This is a genomic window from Nitrospira sp. T9 (assembly GCF_052156535.1).
In the GTDB taxonomy this organism is placed as follows: domain Bacteria; phylum Nitrospirota; class Nitrospiria; order Nitrospirales; family UBA8639; genus Nitrospira_E.
Genome location: NZ_JBQKUP010000037.1, coordinates 176,088 through 195,317 on the forward strand (window position 1 = coordinate 176,088; position 19,230 = coordinate 195,317).

Here is a 19,230-nt window from a genome sequence, read left to right on the forward strand (position 1 = left end):
TTAATACTTGATTCTGGGTATTAAGAATCTTGAGAGGGAATCCCCTTTTCCAGAAAACTCAGCCCCACTCCCACCCAACGCCCCTCTATAAGTGGGTCTGTCAGCGGAAGATTCCCCATATCAAAATGGAAAGGCTTCTGAAGTTTGATTACCTGAAACTGGACAAATGGATTAGACAGTAAACAATAATGCCGATGCCCGGGAAGAAGTTAGGAAGAAACTGAATCGGGGGCAGGATGATGACTGATCGCTTCAGGAATGGACGAATAGATCGAAATGAGGTCCGTCAAATGGAGAGATTCCATCGTATTGCGAACCATGGGGGACGGGGCCACGATACTGAGCCGCACCTGGTTGATTTGCAAAGCGTGGTACCACGTAAAAAGGTTGCCTACTCCGCCCAGGTCCATTGTGGCCACTTTGGAAAGATTGAGGATGACGTGGCGGCAGGTTCCTTGTTGAGCCTCCTCAATAATTGCTTCAAGTCTCAAGGTTTGAAGGGAATCCAGGTGTCCAGAAAGAGTCAATACTCTAGTGGTAGGGTGTTTGGAACTATCGAAGTCCTGCATGAGAGGTTTATCGGCAACAAAGAGAAGAGAGTGAAGAGTTTTTTGAGAAAAGACACCTCATGGATGGAAGCAGCGGGCATATTGGATATCGCCAAACTGGATGATTGCATCAAACAACAAACCGTGATGCCGATATCTGAAATACGATCTTAACAATTGTCACTTGTCGACTAACAAACTACTATGAGCAGGCTGGTCCTCGACTGAAACCCATTCTCCTTATTACCTATCATCTGGGAATGCAGTTGGGAGAGATTTTCAATCTGACTTGGGAACAGGTTGATCTGCAAAGAAGATTTTTCACCTTGTCGGAGAGGGATATCAAAAACAGGGAGTCTTGCCTGATGCGGTTGATGGTCAATGTCCGACAAGCTCTGACAGATTTATTTAAGGTGAGGAGTCTATTAAGCAACTAAGGTATTTTTGTATAATGACCGGAGCCTGGGTTCGGTTAAAAGGAATTTAAGACTGCTTTAGAGGATGCCGGGATTTAGAACTTTCGATTTCATGACCTGAGACGTTGTGCTGCTACGATTCTCAGGAGAGCAAGGGAAGTACGGTGACAGAAGATTGTGGGTCAGAAATCGGAAAAGATGTATAATCGGTACAACAACGTAAACGAAGAGGATTTGCCGAAGGCATCTGCAAAACTTAACACGCAAATAACATCTGCAGTTTACCTTTCTTGAAGGAAACTGTAACATGTTGTATATAAAGGATGCCCCCGTAGCTCAGTCGGATAGAGCAGCGGTTTCCTAAACCGCGGGCCGCACGTTCAATTCGTGTCGGGGGCACCATCTTTTCAACAACTTACGGCGATCTCTCCCTCCTTCTCCTTCCCCATTGTGCTCGAAATTGTGCTCAAGATGTTCAATTTGTCCTTAGCCTGAACCAGGTCTGCCTCACTCACAATATTGTAGCGGTCGAAGACGGATCGGGTTCGATGGCCAGAAATATCCATAGCCACTCGTTCAGAAATGCCGGACCGGATGAGGTTTCGAACGCCTGTCCTTCGTAAGTCATGAAACAGTTTCTCTGGCATATGGGCCTTGTCACAGGCCTCTTTCCATGTTCTCTTGGGTATTCTCCGTAACCAGGTTCCCCTGTAATGGCACACCCACGGGCAATAAGGGTATTTCAGGCGGGATTCTCGCCACCATTGCTTGAGACCATGGGTGACCTCATTAGCCAAGGGAATGATTCGTCCCTCTCCATTTTTGGTGGTACCGGGGTCTAATCGGATCCATCCCTTTTCGAGATCAACGTGATCCCATTGAAGACCAAGAATCTCTCCTGATCGCATTCCCGTCCAATAGGCAATGATGAAGGGAATTTTGAGGTAATCGGATAAACGGCCCCGGAGTAACTGATACTCTTCATGCGTAAAAAACCCGGTCCGAATATTGTTTTCCTTGAGTTTCGGGATGTGGGGGATGGTATATGGCTTTACGAGAGGTGGGGTTTGTTTGATTGCTAAATTAAACATGCGTTTGAGAGCGGCCAATTCACGATTTATAGTGGCAGGGGCGGCTTTTTCCTGTTGTCGTCTTTCGATATATCTCGAAAGGTGAGGGCTCGTTATATCGTGGGCTCGAAACTTGGCAAAGGATTCCTTGAGATGATTGACGAGTTGTTCGACTCGGGTGAGGGTTTTCCGGCCATTATTGCGGTAATCTTGGATCAGTAGGTTGGTCAGATCCTCAAACGTGGTTCGATCAGCCTGTAAATTTGGTAACCGGCCATCGACGACTTCACCTTCCCGTTTTTTTAAGAACGCCGTCGCAACTGATTTTTGAGGGGAACGGCTACTTTCCCTAAACAATTGTCCCTGGTGGTAATATTGTATCCACCACGTGTGCCCTCTTTGGTAGACCCTTCCCATGGTTCATCTCCCTGACTCCTTGATGGATCGCTCCATTGAGTCCAAAAGTCAAGGCCCCTCCACCTTTTTGAGTCTGGAAATGTAGGCATCCAGGTCTTGCCGATCAATGAGAATCCGGCGATGAATTTTTATGGAAGGGAGTTCTCCCCGAAACCGGAGATTGCGAATCGTCCAATAGGAGATGCCAAGATACTGAGCGGCTTCCTGTTCTGATATCAATCGGGATTCCACAGGACTATAGCTGGGTTGTTTCATGCTGGCCCTCTCGAAGACGACGGCGAATGGTGGACCGACTACACTTCAACTTTCGAGCGATGGCCGGAATAGACAGGCCTTCCCGATGCAAAAAGACAATATAAGAAATATTTTTTGCGACGGGCGGTCGGCCTAACCGAAGCCCACGGGCTCTGGCTCGGTCTAATCCGGCCTTGACGCGATCGCGAATAATATCCCGTTCAAGTTGGGCCATCGCGCCGATAATGGTAAACATGGCGTGGCCAAATGGCGTGGAGGTATCGAATTGTTCCTGGAGCGAAATAAAATGGACATTCAAAGATCGGAAATTTTCTAATGCGGAGAGCAGATGTTTAACCGAACGGGCAAACCGATCAAACCGCCAGACCAGAACCGCTTGAAACTGTCCATGCCAGGCGGTCTTATTCAGGCGATCTAAGCTGGGACGTTTTTCTTTTGCACCCGACACCCCATGATCAATAAATTCCTCCACAATCGTGAATCCCCGCTGCTCGCAATGCTGCCGAAGGGCTTCTAGTTGAACCTCAGTATCTTGGCTCCCGGTACTTACACGTGCATATAAGGCCACTTGCATCAGGTGTTCTCCTTTTGGAAGATCAACAAATATTCATGCAAGGTAGGAATAAAAGGGGTCGGGCCGTAACGAAAGAATTGCGCCCTGCGCTGATGGTCCCCTTCCTTAATAAGGACCACTTCGAGGCGCAAGAGATTCCATTGGATGATTTCGTTGTGTATGGAATAAAACTTCCCTTGTTTCCGGCCATCCCCGATAAGAAGGGCAAGATGTCCTCCTGGAGCGAGACAATCAATCAAACGGGTAAACGCGGCATGAAGGGCCAGCAAAAATTGGTTGATATTCTTAGCTGAAGAAAGATCGTTTGGATGAGTTGAATATTTGTGGCCGGGCCAATAAGGGGGATGCCAAAAGATCAAGTCAAAATCTCGGTTGGGGAGAGGAGAGCTGAGGAGATCAAATCCTAGTTGTAAATCTCCCCCGCAATAGTCCACCTCAAAATCAAAGCAGACATCTCCTGCGGTTCCCGATCCTTCCATAGGGTCGAATAGAGATTTTGGTTTTAAGTAATCCAATAAATCCACCACCAGATAACCGGGGCAGTTTCCAAAATAATTGGAAATTCCCCACGGCCCCCGCTCGGGGTAGCGCAGTACGGACGTTAACCGAGGGCGGGATTGGAGATGCTGTCGGATCAGTGCCTGCCGGGTTTTGGCTTGGATGAGATGGTGCTCGAGGTCTCTTCTGGAGAATCCAAACAGGGATTCGGCTTCTATCAGAGAATGGCCGGCTTCCACAAACCGTAGGGCTTGCCGAAGGTTTTCTTTCGGAGAAGTGTTCATAATTGGTTGATTCGGTTCCAGAGTATTCATACGCTTTTCTATTCCTTTCCTGGTCTGTATGGTCTATGTCCGGGTTACGCTGATTTCGGGTGTCACTATCCTTCCTAGATGTTTTTGGACACCCTCTGAGAGGGTTCCCTTGGATGTTTCTTTACCCTTCCACATGAGAAAGCTGAAAAGGCAGAAAATATGTTGTCGATGATTCCCTGTTTGTTTTCCTCAAGGGATTCAATGGGCTTTTTCGTCAACAACTTGATGACATTCATTCCGGTCTTTCCGGAAAAAAATCCTGTTGATGGCACGGGTTAGAGGACACGGAAACATTGCAATCATTTTGGGAAATTTTTTTTACTAATTGAATCCGGGTTTGGTCTCCTTCCCTCTTCCGTGATGAATGTATGCCATGCGCGGCCAGACTTGGACGGATTTCCTTCATTCTTCGCCAGACCCAACGGATATCCTTTGGCCAGAGTGAACTTTTCGTATCTACTCCCACCTCTGGGGCCAGGGCATTGAGTCGTTCCAACAATTGTTGGGGTGAGCCGTTCCAGACCTCATCCGACTCCATCAATTTCACGAGCACTTGGGCGATAGGGCTGGCTTCAAGGGTCTCCTGTGTTTGCATCCGTTGATTCTGTGCCCAGGCATTTCGAAACCGTTCAGGGGGAAGATTGAGAGCAACGGTAATCGCTTCTCCCCATCGTGCAAAATCAGCCATCCGGGGATACTGTCCAGGAGAAATGGTCTCCAGACACGCCATGGCATGGCTTAGGATCGTGAATAACGACCCCAGGTAGGCTGGGCGATGAAGAAAGAAATGGTCCCAGAATTCGGCTTCCGTCTGGCGGTGGGAATCCGGGATGCGCTCAAGGGAGAAAATAAGCGCCCGGTCTAATAAATCTGGTTTGTTGGCGATGAGGTTAATGCCATTAAACCCCTGACATCGTCTGAAGCTATACAGAATATCTTCATCATCCGAGAAGAGTTCTCGTTTGGAAAAACCTTCCCCGGTGACACACCGACACATGGCATCGCTCATCCATTCCGGGAGCTTCGTCAAATTATCTAGCCAAACCAACCAATGATGGCTGGCTAGTTGGATAAATTCTCGTAGGCTGTCCTGTGGACCCAGTATCGGGATGGCGCTGGGATCAACGAGTTCCCGAATTACTTTAAACAGCGTAGTCTTTCCGCTGCCTTGTTCCCCCTGAACGGCCAAAATGGGGTGTGGGATATCGGGAATGATCAATGTCACCAGATAGACAATGAAAAGCAAAGCAGTTGAGTCCATGGTTTCCGGATCCCTGGAAATATGGAGCGACGGCACCAAGTCGGCAATTGAACCGCCCAAAGTAGGAGGTACCTGAGGCCGTTGATGGGAATATCGATAAAATAAAATTGGAGGGTCGGGGACGAATTCCCAATGTCCTGACCCAATGCGGACCGCTCCTTGCCCGAGGTCATACCAAATATCCCCCTGGAATCTGGCGACGCGATTCCAGAGGGTCCGTTGTTCACCTTCATGAATGGCTCGGGCTTCCAAAATGGTGATGGTTCGTTCCATGGTGTCGGAGGAAGGGGCCGTTTTTTCAGTCTGCCAGATTTGATAGGCTAGCCAGCGACGAAATAAACGGCTCCGAAGTGGATGGGTTGCATGGTGATTCTGAGTTGGCAGGTGGGCAAAACCCGTATGAAACTGGTCATGAAAGAAAACGATTCTGCGCTCCTCGATTAGTTGAAGAACACGAGAAAGCTGAGCATTACCAGATCCCCAATTCGATTTTTCGTTAGAAGATAAATGGCTAGAATCTGTGGAATAGGGCGCTTTGGGAGAGTATCGGGAGATGCTTGATCCGATTTGTTTGACCTCTTGGTCTGATAATGGCGGAAGACATCGGGCCTGGTTTTCTTGGAGCAATGCCGCGACGATACTTTCCTTACTCATTCCCCGATGGCGCATCGCCCCCGCTAATCGCGTGAGGGAGGCATTGCGTTCTCCTTCCTTAATAATTTTTTGGGGAGCGTGAGGGGATGTTGCTGCTTGGTTTGCAGCGATTTGTTTTTCAGATAACGTCGAGCGAAAAATGTGCGGAAGGGGAGCTAAGGGGATATCGTCCGGATGCGAAGAAACCTCCCACTGGTATTCCCTGCCACTGGAATGAAGGCTTGGAGGAGCCACCACATAACCGCCATCAGCCCGGATATCGATCCCACGCCAACCAAGGAAATTCGTCGCATTTTTTAGATGGGTTTCCACATCCGGATATTGAAAGTACAGGTGACGTCCGCCACCACCGGTAAGCACTTCCACCGTTTCTGATAATTTGCCGTGTTGAGCTTCTAATTCGGTTAGATGGTCATCTCCCTCATGCCGGGGGTCGATATCGAGTACCACCAGGCCTGAAATTTTTCCGGTTCGAATTCCCACATTGGCATGAGGTTCTTGTGTCCACCATTGTTTGATGATGTTGATATCAGTGGTAGCATCGTGAAGCCCACGAGGAACAAGTTTTCCCAACGGAATTTTCCCTTGTGGGAGGAGAGGCAGAACGAGCCACCCTCGATTGGCATAGGATAAAGCAGATTTAAGAAGATGAGCCGGTGAAGAAGTAGGGGTGTTCATGATATTATTTTCTCTTCCTTGAAGTGCCTTGTGGATTGTGTGTTGGTGCGATCCATTTTGTTCGACAAAGTTTATTCAGAGCTGTTTGCGTTCCAAAGGAACGGATCTCGCAACGCCAACATCGCCAGTAGGGCCGATTCTTAACATCCATGTGCACCTCAATTCCCTTCAAGCAATAAGGGCACAGGCCCTTGAGTGATTCCGGTTTGTTCTTCTGCTGCATTTGTTTTTTCATCTGAATCTCCCTTGCTTTTTTTAAGGTTTTACCTTCTACTAAGGACTTGACTACAACGTAATCCCTGCAAAAAGGTTTTCCTATGGGAGATAAGGGGATTCCCCTTATTTTGCGGAATGGCTAGAGCGAGTAAGAAGGATGAGCAGAAATGGGCGAGGAAGTTATATCTTTTCCACCGAGAATGCGTACGGAGGAATCGAGAATACGGGCGTGAATATAAACGGTGGGTTGAATCTGGAAAACCGATTTTTTCCCTCTTTGAAGGTCTTCAGGGAAAATGGAAAGTTTATGAATTAGATCCTCCCAATCCAGAAGATATTTCAGATTTAGATGAGGTGTTAAGAAAAGGGGAATTCCCAAAGTCTGTGTGGGAAATTTGGGAGGTTCCTGAGAATGAATTAAAGGCTTATGGAGCAATTGATCATTGCTTTAAACGGGAGGATTTTACAGAAACCCAAATGAGAAATTTAAAGGGGCACCTTTTTTTGTTGTATTTTCCGGAGGAAAAGGAATTTAATTGGAATAATACCGTTGGAATCATTGATATGCGACGACCGAAGGACGAAATTAAAACGAGTATTTCTGAAAGAATTAGTTCCTGGTTAACTGAACGAACGGAAGCCGGACTCAAACAAGAAAAGGCGAAAGAGAGAATTCGTTTGTCGGAAGCCTTCCAATATCTCAAGGCCGTTGATTTACGTAAGCAGAAAATGACGTATGAAAAAATTTCTCTACAACTGAGAAAGGGAAGAGCAAGTTCTTTTGATGCCAGAGAGGCGAAAAGGTACTGCCAAAAGGGGGAGGAATTTATTGCTAATCCTCCACTTTTAAAATATTCAGAGAAAGATTATCAGGAAAAATTTCAGCGCTTTCTCCGGTAAGTTTTTAACTTTGGGGAGGGTTTAAGTATATTTAAATGGGGGGTGCGTATTTTGTAAATTCTTTGGGAAGGTATTAAAAATAATACCTCAGCTGTTAAAAGGCCACCAGGGAATGGTTTAGAATAGTTTTTGTGGAAAAAGATAAACGGAATTAGTTTTTTAAAGAATTTGGCATAATTTTTCAAATATCTTTTAGGAAAACCTTCCCTTTAAGGTTGATTTATCGGAAATTAATATCTCATTTTTTTAGGGTCAAAAAAGAATAATTGTGGGAGAAAATTCCTGAAACCTTCGGATCCTCAAAGTATGTCCAATAATAGCTCAGGCACTACGGAAACTGCATATTATCATTGCCCCCCAGTGTGGGTTGAAGCAGACCCCTTTATTGGCTGTCAGAATCCACCTGTTTCAACACAACGAGAGGAAGTGTTTAAAAAATCCCTCGCTTCAGGAATTAGAGTCGTGGTTTCGAGAGATGGATTATTTGTTTTTGACTTCAATGATTGGCTTCCTCGTGCAGAAATGCCAGATCTAAATTTTGATGACATTTTAGATAATTCTATTCCACCCATCACATCAAAAATGGTAATGCAAAACCCAAAATTTCAGAGATTTATGGAGGTCTCCCAACAAGAAGTCGCTAATGTTTACAGACGAGTGGAGGTTATGAATGCTCATTTAGCTTGTCTGAATACTGCCTTGCAAACATGCCAAAAAGAGTCTTGGCCAATCCTACAATTTATTAGCGCTGGGGAATATTTAAAGGTTGATCGGGGGCAGGATGAAATTCGTAGATTAAACCTTATTGCAAGTCATTCCCCATATCATGCATATATAGAAAAATTTAGAAGTACAACCGATACCCCAACTGAATGTCCTACCAGGCAGTTGGTAACAATTCAAACAGTTGAAAAATCTTTCGAGATTTTGGACTCGATTATAAAATCCCCAATTCCCGATTCTTTAAAGCTAGTCACAATGTTGTTGCAGAGTGCAAGAGCCTATCGGGACCATGATTTTTCCGGATCAATTATACTTTCCTGGACAGTATTGGAAAAACTGATTTCAATTATTTGGGATAAGATGCTTAAAGATAACAAAGAGCGGGAAGAGGAGGGTACAAAAATTGATTTTATAGATAGTAAAAGGGAAAAGAAATTGAAGGGTAGCCTTTATTCTGCGTCTACTAGAATAGAGATACTTTCTTTGTTAAATAGGATAAATAAGGCTTTGTATACGGAATTGAATAAAATCCGAAAAGTCAGAAACGCCTGGCTTCACAACCTTGGCCAAGTGGAAAGTGAGGATGCTTCGCATGGGTTAGTTACAAGTCTAAAGTTATTCTCGGAAATTTCCCTGGTTAAAATTTCATTAAACATTTCCCACCAGACAACATTTTAAGTTCTTATCCTCTGGCTTCAAAAACTGTTGTTTTTGAATGACTTGGAATTAAAAAAATAGGTCACTAATAACAACCTGCTTTCCCTCTCAAATTACCATAGGATTTGGAAACTTGTTTCTTTAGGAATTTACATCAGTTGAAAAGGGAATAGCTTGCAGGAATTCTACTAAATCTCTCTTCATGAAAACATAGCCATTCACAGATGCCATAGAAATTACAGAGAAATTCCCATGGATACTAAAAAAATTTATGGCGCTATCCAGATGGTTTAGCATCCGATACTAAGAAATTTTAGGTAGATTAGGAATAGGTGAAGACATTGTGAACAACGATTTTGAAATCTTCTGCAGCTATGCTCATGTTGATAACGATGACGCATGGGTGGAGAACTTCATCACAGAGGTAACAAGGACATATCGCAAACTCACTGGGGAGGAGCCAAGAATCTTCATGGATCGAGAATCATTAGTAACAGCAGACGTTTGGGATAAGAAGATTCGCACTTCACTTGAGGTTAGTAGTGTACTAATGGCAGTGATAACACCGTCTTTTATCCGCTCTGAGTGGTGTCAACGTGAGTGGGAAATGTTTTCCCTGCGGGAGGCGGAACTTCGTAAAAAGATACTTCTTGCGGATGAGCAGGGGCTCATTTTCCCTATATTGTTATATCCGCTTAACCGTGGGCGCTTCACCCAACAACAAGAGGCCTTTTCTGCTGATGTAAAAAAGCGCCAATGGCTTGATGTATCATCACAACTCGAAGGCTCCCCGATACGACCTGATCAAGTACGTGACCTCACTGAACAGCTAATCGATACGTTGGCGGAATTGGAACAACGTCGGCGCCGTTCTTCCAGTGCGGCTTCAAGCGCGATTGCAGGAGTAACCATTCGTGATCCTCAATTAGGAATTGAATGGTCAGCTGGTCTAAGCCCAACTACGATGAGTTTCGAGGATGCGTTAAAGTACGTGGCTGAGCTTAAAATCGGCGGATCAGGCGGGTGGAGGTTGCCGACGAAGGCGGAGTTAAAGGCCATCATCGATCCCATTGCGATATCAACCGACCTGACGGCTAGCCCATTCCCCTTACGAGAACCTTTCAATGTCCAGCGATTCGGACACCTTCACTCTGGAACGCTTGTACCTTCTCCACACGAAGGAAACTTCGTCATGAATGTTCGTAACGGGCATATTTTTAATGGTAAGGGGTTTAAATGCTATGTACGGGCTGTCCGGGATTTGCCTTGATTCCTGATTAGGAAGCCACCAGGATATGACCCTCACCTTATCTGAAGAAATTTTAGTTTGTGCTCATTTTGTGCTCAACGCTACCACTTTCCAGCCTATTCAGGCCCACTCCAGGAAAAGGTTTGGCCTAGCCAAACCCCTTGTTGGAATTGGTTGGAATGAGCTGAAGTAGGGTAGAGGAAGGTGAAATTTTTGCATTCCTAAACCGCGGGCCGCACGTTCAATTCGTGTCGGGGGCCCCAAAAATTCTTACATTATGCCCGTTCCTTCTTCAGCAATATGAGGGCCACGTGTGCCTCATCCTTTCTAAGTTTTCCTTCCCAGTATTCTGAATTGAGAGCCTGATTTAATCACACAGAACAGTTTTCCTCCATCGGATACGTCCTGAATCCACTTGTCCATTGGGAGAAGTCCAACCTAAGTTTTATGCTTGGAGGTCTTCATGCCCCCGGTGACTTCTTTTGTATTTTCCTAGATCAGCCTCAATGCACTATATGTGTGAATCACGCATATGAAAGATTTTCGATTATGATTTAATTTTCATCCTCTACCCACCGATTGATACTTTATTCAGCAGTTTCTGTATGCGAGCCAGTCCAGGCCGAGAAGCTGGTAAAAAGGCGTTGGCTATGAATGATTGGTGGCAAGTTTCGTCAATGAATTTGGCCCATGATGTCGTAAAGGCCATCGCGTTGATGAAGCAGGCAAAGCTTATCTAACAAATGTGCTTGGGTATCTTTCACGGGGAATGAGGTGAGTTATGAGGCAGAGTGCGTATCGTAGGAGTATTCATGTCGTGTGTCTGGTATCCGGTTTGCTCAGCCTGAGTCTTTTCGGTTCGGCATTTGGTGATTCCAATGTGGGTGCCATGTCCCAAGAGGCCCAACGAGCCGAAAAGCGGGCCTTAATTGTCATCGATGATTACATTATTGGCCCGGAAGACATTTTGGAAATCAGTGTCTGGCGCAATCCGGATTTGTCGAGAGAGGTGAGGGTTCGTCCCGATGGAAAAGTGTCCTTGCCGCTTATTGGAGATGTGAAGGCGGTGGGGCGTACGACTTCTGAACTTCGAGATGATATTACTCAGAAACTCAAGTCCTATAAGGAAAATCCGACAGTGGCCATCGTGGTTAAGGAAGTCAATAGTTATTACTTTTACGTACAGGGCGCAGTCGGCAAAATCGGGAAATTACCGTTGTTAAGCCGAACAACACTCATCCAGGCCATTACGTTAGCGGGAGGGATGGCACCAGATGCCGTACGGAGCCGGATTACTATTTTTCGGTTGGGAATGGATAGCGAGGCACCGCAAAAATTGGTGGTCAGTTACGATGATATTATTTTGCGGGGAGCTGACAATGTTGAGTTAAAGCCCGGAGATACCATTGTCGTTCCTTCCGAGACCATGGTCCTGATTCCGTAATCACTCATTTTTTCGTTTGATTGAGGTCATATGAGGAATACCATTCCATCTATATATAGCAAGTTTGGTCTCATCCTAACCCTGATGGGGTTTTTGCTCTGTTCCGGATGTCTGAAGCCGGACGTGGTGGTTTCCCCGGGCCACCCTGAAGAGGGCTTTGTCTTGGGCCCTGAAGATGTCATCGAAGTGATCGTATGGAAAAATCCCGACTTATCGAGGCAGGTCGTGATCCGGCCGGACGGAAAAATTTCTTTAGCCTTAATCGGTGATGTGGTAGCCAGTGGCTTGACTGCTGATCAAGTTGCCAAAAAAATTGCAGAAAAATTTAAGGCGGTAAAAGAAAATCCATCCGTATCGGTCAATGTGATCGAGGTCAATAGTTACTATGTCTTTGTTGTGGGAGAAGTGACAAAGCCAGGGAAATTGCCATTGAAATCCTATACGACGATTCTCCAGGCTCTGTCCTTAGCCGGTGGATTTACCCAATTCGCTTCCCGAAATGACATCATGGTCGTTCGGACGGAAAAAGATGAGAGGGGCCATGTCACAGAAACACGTATCCCGCTTCGATATTCAGATCTTATTTCGGAAGATGGGGGAGTGTATAACATCACCCTCAGGTCCGGGGATACGGTCATCGTCCCGTAAATCGAAAACGCCGTTCAAAAACCGGATTGGCCAGGTAGACCCTGGGCTCTCGCAATAGAAGGAATATCATGGGCTCCATGTCTGGTCCTACTGCAGCGTCTCACACCACAGATCCTGCTCTTGTCGTCCAAAAATATCTTAAAGATTTTTGGGATTTAGCTGTTCGACGAAAGTGGTTGATTCTGAGTTTCGTCATCCTAGGGATAGCCATTGGCGGGACTCTCGCTTGGCTGAAAGTGGATATGTATCGATCGGAGACGGTCATTCTCATCGAACAACAAAAAATACCCGAAAAATATGTTTCGTCGGTGGTCGGAGGCAGTACCGCAGACCGAGTGTCCACCATGACACAACAGGTGTTAAGCCGAACCAGTTTACTGAAGATTATTGAAGAGTTTCACTTATACTCTGACGAAATTAAAGCCCGGGGGTATGAGGGGGTAATTGAGGAGTTACGTACGAACATTAAGATTGAAACAAAGGGCAGTGGTGGGCAAATCGAAGCCTTTAACATATCGTTTGCGCATCGTGATCCGAAGATGGCCATGAAAGTGACGGCCAAGTTGGCCTCTCAGTACATCGATGAAAATATCAGAATTCGCGAACAATTTATTGAAGGGGCGATGGAGTTTTTAGACCAAGAACTGATCTCGGCGAAAGAGGCCCTAGATCAAAAAGAAAAGGCCTTGTCCGAATATAGGATGAAGTATGTCGGAGAGTTGCCCGCTCAATTGGAGGCGAATTTCAGGACGCTCGATCGCTTGCAGCTTGAAAAAACCCGTATCCAGGAATCGATGAATTCTATCAACACCCGCTTGGATCTGTTGGAAAAGACAATTCTGGATTATGAGGCAAACCCCGGTATGGTTGCAAAAACGAAGGGATCTCTCCTTTTGAGAAAAACGGATCCCCTGAGCCAGCGACTTCATGAGCTGAACCGTGAGTTGGCGAAGTTGTCGAGTGAATATAAGGAATCCTATCCGGATATCATTTCCTTGAAAAAACAAATCGAGGATGCCGAACAGGAGCTGGCCAATCGACCCATGGTGCGTGGGGGACAGGCTCCATCAGATCCCTATCTGGCCGAGCTGCTGAACACCAAGAAGGAATTAAATTCGCAACTCCCTGCGTTGAAATCCCAGTTAGCCGAAGTTTCAAAAAACATGAAAAATTTGGAGAAGCGGCTTGAAGACACGCCTCATCATGAACAGGCATTGCTGGCCCTGGAACGGGACTACAACAATATCCAGAGGCACTATCAACGCCTGCATGAAAACCGTATCAATGCCAGAATTTCTGAAAATCTTGATAAACGACAAAAGGGGGAGCGATTTCGCATTTTAGATCCGGCCAATTTGCCAACCAAGCCTGAGGGGAAACCCCGTGAATTGATTGCGGCGGCTGGGTTTATCCTTGGAACCGGATTGGGGTTTGGACTCGCCTTTCTTTTGGATTTGTTATGGCCGACGTTCCGACGTTCGGAAGAGGCGGAAATGTCGTTAGGGCTTGCCACTCTGGCTACCATCCCCAGTTTTAAAATGGCCTATGGGAAATCCATGAAGATGGTCGCAAATGAATTGGAAGCTCAGAGTAGTTCCAATGGGAAACACCTTGCCTTGTCTCAGTGCGTCGATTCCCTGTTGACCAGAAAAAGTCCTGACACCGATACGGAAGGCCACGATGGCGGGGCCTCTGGAGACCGCCAAAAAACCTCTCATGAAGCGTTTCTCCCTCAGTTGAATTTAGTGACCAAATGGCGTCCTCATTCCATTGTGGCGGAGCAGTACCGGGTCGCTGCAACTCGGCTGGATCTTCTGGATCCCGTTGCCTCTAACCAGGTTGTGTTAATTACGAGTGCCATGAAGGGAGAAGGGAAAACCAGCACAGCTGCCAATATCGCCTATACGCTGGCAAGAGATTTGGATGAGCCGACACTCATCATTGATTGTGACTTTAAATGTCCGAACTTGCACAGAGTACTCGGTCTAAATCAGGCGCCGGGTGTGGCGGAATATTTTTCTGGGGCTAAAGGGTTGTTGGAGCCCTGCCTGCAAAAAATTCCTGATGTGCCGTTGTGGTGCATGTCGGTGGGGGATGTCGGTCGGTATCCGGTTCCGCTTTCCAAATTGCAAAATCTCTCCTCTATGTTGGAGATGCTGACGTCTCGCTACCGGTTTATTATTCTTGACGGCCCGCCCGTATTGCCATTGGCGGATGTCAATGTCTTAAGCGGATTGGCCCATGTCGTGCTGGTGGTGGTTCGGTCCGGGGTCACACCCAAGGATGCCGTGCAAAAAGCGGTCGAAATGATCAAACATATAGGGCCTACAAGACTGGTATTGACCGATGCCTGGACGCAAGGCGTGCCTTACTATGTGCGGCAAAGATACATTATTCCTTACTCGTCGGACAGCAAGGGTTCATGAAACTTTTTGTGGAATGGACGTTTCACGACGCAACCTATCTGGGGTTGCGAGGGATGAAATGTGGGGACGGGTCGTGGTCATTTTGACTTCAATTAAAATTTGGGCTTATTCATTTTCCAGAATGTTGATGGAGGTGCCGAGGCATGTGCTAGAGCATGAGGTTCCGATACATACAGACCGTAGGTTGTGGGACAAGGTACGAAAGTTCGATCTAATATCCGGCCAGGGTCCTGGCCGGATATGTTGAAAATGTTGCTGATGGGGTGAGCTTGCCTCGGATGGTTAGGGTCTCTTATGCGAAGTCGGTGGAGGAGGTTTTTTTTTACATTTGCCCCAAAACGGTGGACTAAAAGGCGGGTCCTCATTTTGGGGGATGGGCCTCTGGCTCAAGCCCTGGCACGTGTCTTAGTGTTCGATCAGTCTTTCCGATATGATGTCAAAGGTTTTTTGTCGCATAATCCCGCCATGGTCGGAACGTCGTTGGTCAATTCCAATATACTTGGGACGACCAATCAGCTGTTTGAAATAGCTGAAAAAAATGAAATTGAGACGATCGCGGTCTGCGTGGAAGACCGTCGTGGGACGTTGCCCCTTGATTCTCTGTTGGATGTGAAATCCATGGGGCTTGAGATTGTGGATGGACACCGCCTCTATGAGACCGAGTGTGGGCGTCTGTCAATTGATGAGCTTAAGCCAAGTTTTCTCATTTTTTCCTCTGGATTCAGGAGAAAACCCATTATTTTGTTTCTCAAACGTATGGGGGATTTATTTGGTGCGCTTCTTGGGCTCATAGCGTTGGCCCCCTTGTTTGTCTTGATAGCCCTGTTGGTAAAACTGGATTCTCCTGGCCCCGTGTTTTATCGGCAAACTCGCGTGGGGCATCATGGATATCCCTATGTCCTGTTAAAATTTCGTTCGATGCGAAATGACGCTGAGGCCGAAGGGATTCAGTGGGCGAGCCTGCGGGATGTCCGCGTAACGAAAACAGGAGCCTGGCTTCGAAAGCTTCGATTGGATGAGTTACCCCAATTGCTTAACGTCTTGAAAGGGGACATGAGCCTGGTTGGGCCTCGACCTGAACGGCCACATTTTGTGCAGGAACTCCGAAAATCTATTCCCTACTATGATCTTCGACACACCGTTCGTCCAGGAATCTCAGGTTGGGCCCAGATCTGTTTCCAGTATGCGGGGTCGGTGGAGGACTCGCATGTCAAATTGCAATATGATCTCTACTATGTCAAAAATCTCTCGTTATGTTTGGACCTACGAATTCTCGTGAGGACCATTGGGGTTATGTTTACGGGAGAGGGTGCGCGATAAGTGCAATTGACAAGGCGTTCGTTGGACTTTGTTGGAATGACTCCGCGTAGGCAGCCTCTGGTAAAAAATCAGGAGGCAAACGAGGTGACGCCAAGGTGTTGGAGTTTTCGACCGTAGCTTTTTCTGTCAAGCTTTACCCCCAAAAGGCGCCTCTTACTCATCACTCACTACCCTCTATCTTTCCTCTCATGCTTTTAAGTTCTCACTTGTGAATCGTGGGAGATCTCACGTCCCTCTACTTGTTTTACTTCAACGGACTTCAGTGTACTCTCTGATAAACCGAAAGGGTCTAACAAACAAATTGAAGGATGTGCATGTATTATGATCCACGGGTTGAGCTTCGATATTGAGGAACATTTTCAGGTTGCAGCCTTTGATTGTGTGGCTCGCCGCCGCCATTGGGAGAGGCACGAAAGCCGGGTAGAGCGTAATACGCATCTCATCCTGGATCTTCTGGAGCAACAGGGGATTCACGCCACGATGTTTGTGCTGGGATGGGTGGCCGAGCGACACAAAGAGTTAATCAGGCGTATTGTGGAATCTGGACATGAGTTGGCCTCTCATGGCTACGCGCATGAACTTATTACGGGGCAGACTCCTGAGGCTTTTCGGGAAGATATTCGTCGGGCCAAACATATTTTGGAAGATATTGGGGGGGTGCCCATCATTGGTTACCGTGCTCCGACCTTCTCGATTACGAAGGAGTCGGAATGGGCCTTGCCGATTCTTGTAGAGGAAGGGTATCGCTATGATTCCAGTATTATGGCCGTCGTCCACGATTACTATGGAATTCCTGGGGCCATTCCAACCATTCACACGATCTCCACCGATTCAGGTCCTCTTTGGGAGGTGCCACCTTCGACCTGTAAATGGGCCGGAATCACCTTTCCTGTTGCGGGAGGGGGATATTTTCGTCTATTTCCTTATCGGTTGCTCAAGCCACTCCTGCAGCGAATCGAAGCACAGGGCCATCCTTTAATTATGTATCTCCATCCGTGGGAGCTGGATCCTTCTCAACCCCGTATGAGGGGATCCACTCTTTCAGAGTTTCGTCATTACTTGAATCTCGAAAAGGTTCATGGTCGTCTCATTCAACTCATTCAGGATTTTCCCTTCGGGCCGTATCGCAACCTCATTACCTCCTGATTTGGTAGTCGGTGTCTGTCAGGAAACGATCCTCATCCTTTATCCAAGGATTTATTGCCGTGGTTAAATATGTGTAGGTGCAATTGATAGGTGAGCTTTACCTCTATTTCTCAATTGGCGGACACTCCCATATTCCCTCTTTAATAGGCTCACGTCTTCATTTCAAATCTCCCCAAATCTTCTGAAGAGAGCGGCAAACGAAGCCACCCCATCAATTCTCGGTGGAATTCGGTTTATCTCGTCATGTTCTCCTGACAATTCAGCAACAGCGTAATCATTGAGCCTGAATTATTTTTGGACTTATGGCTTATTTTTTTATTTTTTTGACCGATAAATAACATTATGCATGGTTTTATCGGTTGATTCCCTTGTTTTCAGAAGAGGAGACGAACATGGCAGTACTTTTCAAAGCCTGCGGTAGGGTGTGCTTGATTAGTTGAGGAGGATGTGATTTAGAACATGCGAAATCAGAATATCTTTCGTTCGGCTATGGGTTTCCTTTGCTTAGCTATCGTCTATCCTTCGAGTCTTGTTTCAGCTGCTCTGACTCTGGAATCCTCTTTTAACCTCACTGAAACATATACGGACAATCTCTTTTACGATGATGAAGACAAAGAGGATGATTTTGGAACCATGGCCGGCCCGAATCTTGAACTGAAATACGACAATCCGGATATTGTTCTGGGTGCGACGTATTTCGGCAGATTTGTGGCATTCGTCAATAATCCCGATCAAAATCGCTATATTCAAAACGCCAATATTCTTTTGGATCTTCCTTTCCTAACCAAACGCTATAAGAAGTTGACCGTAACCATTGACGAGAGCATGAATTTTACCCCGCAATTAGATGCATTCTCCCTGTCCGGGGCACAGGATGCCTCCACGTCTTTTTCTGGGAGAGGGGGGCCTGAGGATGGAGAGGAGGAAGGAACAGGAAACGTCTTGGGAGGAGCTGGATTTTCACAAGGAACCGGCGGCACTCAGGGGGTCTTTACTTCCCGGGCCAGCGCGTTTTCAAATTTTTCAGGAATCACCTTGGCCTATGCTATGACGCCTTCTGTAACCCCAACTTTTACTTACAATAATCATTACCTTCATTTTTTTACGAGTGGCTTTCAAGATTCTGTGTCACATATCGGAAAAATTGCTTTGCACTTTGGGGAGTCTGAGCGAACCACGATCATCCCCTCCTATACCTATCTTCAGACAGACTATCTCGGCACACCTACTCAGGTTACCGTCTCGGATAAACTGATTTCTCATCAGCCTCGATTAACCATCTCCCATAGTTTTACTTCGTTGTTGATTGGGTCTCTTCAGGGCGGGGCAGCATTTAGCAAACAAAAAGGTGCTAAAGAAACTCTTGATAATGGAGCCACCACAAAGGAGCTTTCTGATCAGTGGCAGAGCACATTAATTGGGGGAGCGACAATCACGAAAACCTACCGAAACGGAAACATTTCTCTAAGTGCAAACCAAATGATCGGGGGTGGGGGAGGGCTGGCCTCTCAAGAGACCCGAACACAAACACTTACGGGAAGGATTCAACACACTCTGAGCGCAAAGTTGAATGGCTTTGTGTCTGTCGGGTACGCGAGGAACAAATCGACACAGGACGGTAATGCCTTTGATACTAATACTTACCGGATTCAGGGTGGGATCTCTTATGCTTTTCTGAACTGGCTTTCCGCCAATGTGAGCTACTCCCATATCAATCAAAAGTCAAGTGGCTTGGCCGTTGATGATATTAATGTTAACCAGTTCTTTTTGGGATTTACGGCCTTTGCTGATCCCTGGATTCTGATGCGATAAGGAT

General features: G+C 46.5%; 16 protein-coding genes and 1 tRNA gene. 11 read left to right on the forward strand and 6 right to left on the reverse strand.

All coding sequences use genetic code 11. From position 1 onward, the window contains the following. Positions 1 to 209 precede the first annotated feature (209 nt). The gene (locus tag ACTRXD_RS13635; protein WP_442432338.1) at positions 210 to 569 is read right to left on the reverse strand and encodes an STAS domain-containing protein; all 360 of its coding nucleotides are present in this window, start codon (positions 567 to 569) and stop codon (positions 210 to 212) included. A 155-nt stretch (positions 570 to 724) separates the two neighbouring features. Here ACTRXD_RS13635 and ACTRXD_RS13640 point away from each other — a divergent pair, with 155 nt between their 5' ends. Beyond that, entirely contained in the window at positions 725 to 985 is a 261-nt protein-coding gene (locus ACTRXD_RS13640) for a tyrosine-type recombinase/integrase (protein ID WP_442432390.1), read from the forward strand. Positions 986 to 1,289: 304 nt separating this feature from the next. After that, positions 1,290 to 1,366 (forward strand) — tRNA-Arg (locus ACTRXD_RS13645). Between the two features lie 5 nt (positions 1,367 to 1,371). Here the strand turns inward: ACTRXD_RS13645 and ACTRXD_RS13650 are convergent. From ACTRXD_RS13650 to ACTRXD_RS13670, 5 genes are all read right to left on the reverse strand, one after another. Further along, positions 1,372 to 2,451 (reverse strand): tyrosine-type recombinase/integrase, encoded by a 1,080-nt coding sequence (locus ACTRXD_RS13650; protein WP_442432339.1) that lies wholly within the window; start codon positions 2,449 to 2,451, stop codon positions 1,372 to 1,374. A gap of 48 nt (positions 2,452 to 2,499) precedes the next feature. Beyond that, the gene (locus tag ACTRXD_RS13655) at positions 2,500 to 2,706 is read right to left on the reverse strand and encodes a helix-turn-helix domain-containing protein (RefSeq protein WP_442432340.1); all 207 of its coding nucleotides are present in this window, start codon (positions 2,704 to 2,706) and stop codon (positions 2,500 to 2,502) included. Then, positions 2,687 to 3,280 carry a recombinase family protein gene (locus ACTRXD_RS13660; protein ID WP_442432341.1) on the reverse strand — a complete coding sequence of 198 codons (594 nt, stop codon included), beginning with the start codon at positions 3,278 to 3,280 and terminating at the stop codon, positions 2,687 to 2,689. The genes ACTRXD_RS13655 and ACTRXD_RS13660 overlap by 20 nt, the downstream gene beginning before the upstream one ends. After that, positions 3,280 to 4,092, reverse strand: a complete 813-nt coding sequence (locus tag ACTRXD_RS13665; RefSeq protein WP_442432342.1) for a hypothetical protein — start codon at positions 4,090 to 4,092, stop codon at positions 3,280 to 3,282. Before ACTRXD_RS13665 ends, ACTRXD_RS13660 begins: the two co-directional genes overlap by 1 nt. A 232-nt stretch (positions 4,093 to 4,324) precedes the next feature. Continuing rightward, the gene (locus ACTRXD_RS13670) at positions 4,325 to 6,685 is read right to left on the reverse strand and encodes a bifunctional DNA primase/polymerase (RefSeq protein ID WP_442432343.1); all 2,361 of its coding nucleotides are present in this window, start codon (positions 6,683 to 6,685) and stop codon (positions 4,325 to 4,327) included. 693 nt (positions 6,686 to 7,378) lie between these two features. Between ACTRXD_RS13670 and ACTRXD_RS13675 the strand changes: the two genes are divergently transcribed. From ACTRXD_RS13675 to ACTRXD_RS13715, 9 genes are all read left to right on the forward strand, one after another. Then, positions 7,379 to 7,801, forward strand: coding sequence for a hypothetical protein (locus ACTRXD_RS13675; RefSeq protein ID WP_442432344.1), 423 nt, complete (start codon positions 7,379 to 7,381; stop codon positions 7,799 to 7,801). 306 nt (positions 7,802 to 8,107) lie between these two features. Continuing rightward, positions 8,108 to 9,202, forward strand: coding sequence for a hypothetical protein (locus ACTRXD_RS13680; protein WP_442432345.1), 1,095 nt, complete (start codon positions 8,108 to 8,110; stop codon positions 9,200 to 9,202). A 322-nt stretch (positions 9,203 to 9,524) separates the two neighbouring features. Next, positions 9,525 to 10,451, forward strand: coding sequence for an Lcl domain-containing protein (locus ACTRXD_RS13685; protein WP_442432346.1), 927 nt, complete (start codon positions 9,525 to 9,527; stop codon positions 10,449 to 10,451). A 760-nt stretch (positions 10,452 to 11,211) separates the two neighbouring features. Continuing rightward, on the forward strand, positions 11,212 to 11,874 hold the full coding sequence (locus tag ACTRXD_RS13690; RefSeq protein WP_442432347.1) for a polysaccharide biosynthesis/export family protein: 663 nt from the start codon (positions 11,212 to 11,214) through the stop codon (positions 11,872 to 11,874). Positions 11,875 to 11,904: 30 nt separating this feature from the next. Then, entirely contained in the window at positions 11,905 to 12,522 is a 618-nt protein-coding gene (locus tag ACTRXD_RS13695) for a polysaccharide biosynthesis/export family protein (protein WP_442432348.1), read from the forward strand. A 77-nt stretch (positions 12,523 to 12,599) separates the two neighbouring features. Further along, positions 12,600 to 14,948 (forward strand): polysaccharide biosynthesis tyrosine autokinase, encoded by a 2,349-nt coding sequence (locus ACTRXD_RS13700; protein WP_442432349.1) that lies wholly within the window; start codon positions 12,600 to 12,602, stop codon positions 14,946 to 14,948. Positions 14,949 to 15,242: 294 nt separating this feature from the next. Then, the gene (locus tag ACTRXD_RS13705; RefSeq protein ID WP_442432350.1) at positions 15,243 to 16,268 is read left to right on the forward strand and encodes a TIGR03013 family XrtA/PEP-CTERM system glycosyltransferase; all 1,026 of its coding nucleotides are present in this window, start codon (positions 15,243 to 15,245) and stop codon (positions 16,266 to 16,268) included. Positions 16,269 to 16,589: 321 nt separating this feature from the next. Then, complete coding sequence (locus ACTRXD_RS13710; protein ID WP_442432351.1) at positions 16,590 to 17,414, forward strand: XrtA system polysaccharide deacetylase; 825 nt, start codon at positions 16,590 to 16,592, stop codon at positions 17,412 to 17,414. A 459-nt stretch (positions 17,415 to 17,873) separates the two neighbouring features. Continuing rightward, positions 17,874 to 19,226, forward strand: a complete 1,353-nt coding sequence (locus ACTRXD_RS13715) for a hypothetical protein (protein WP_442432352.1) — start codon at positions 17,874 to 17,876, stop codon at positions 19,224 to 19,226. Positions 19,227 to 19,230: the final 4 nt, after the last annotated feature.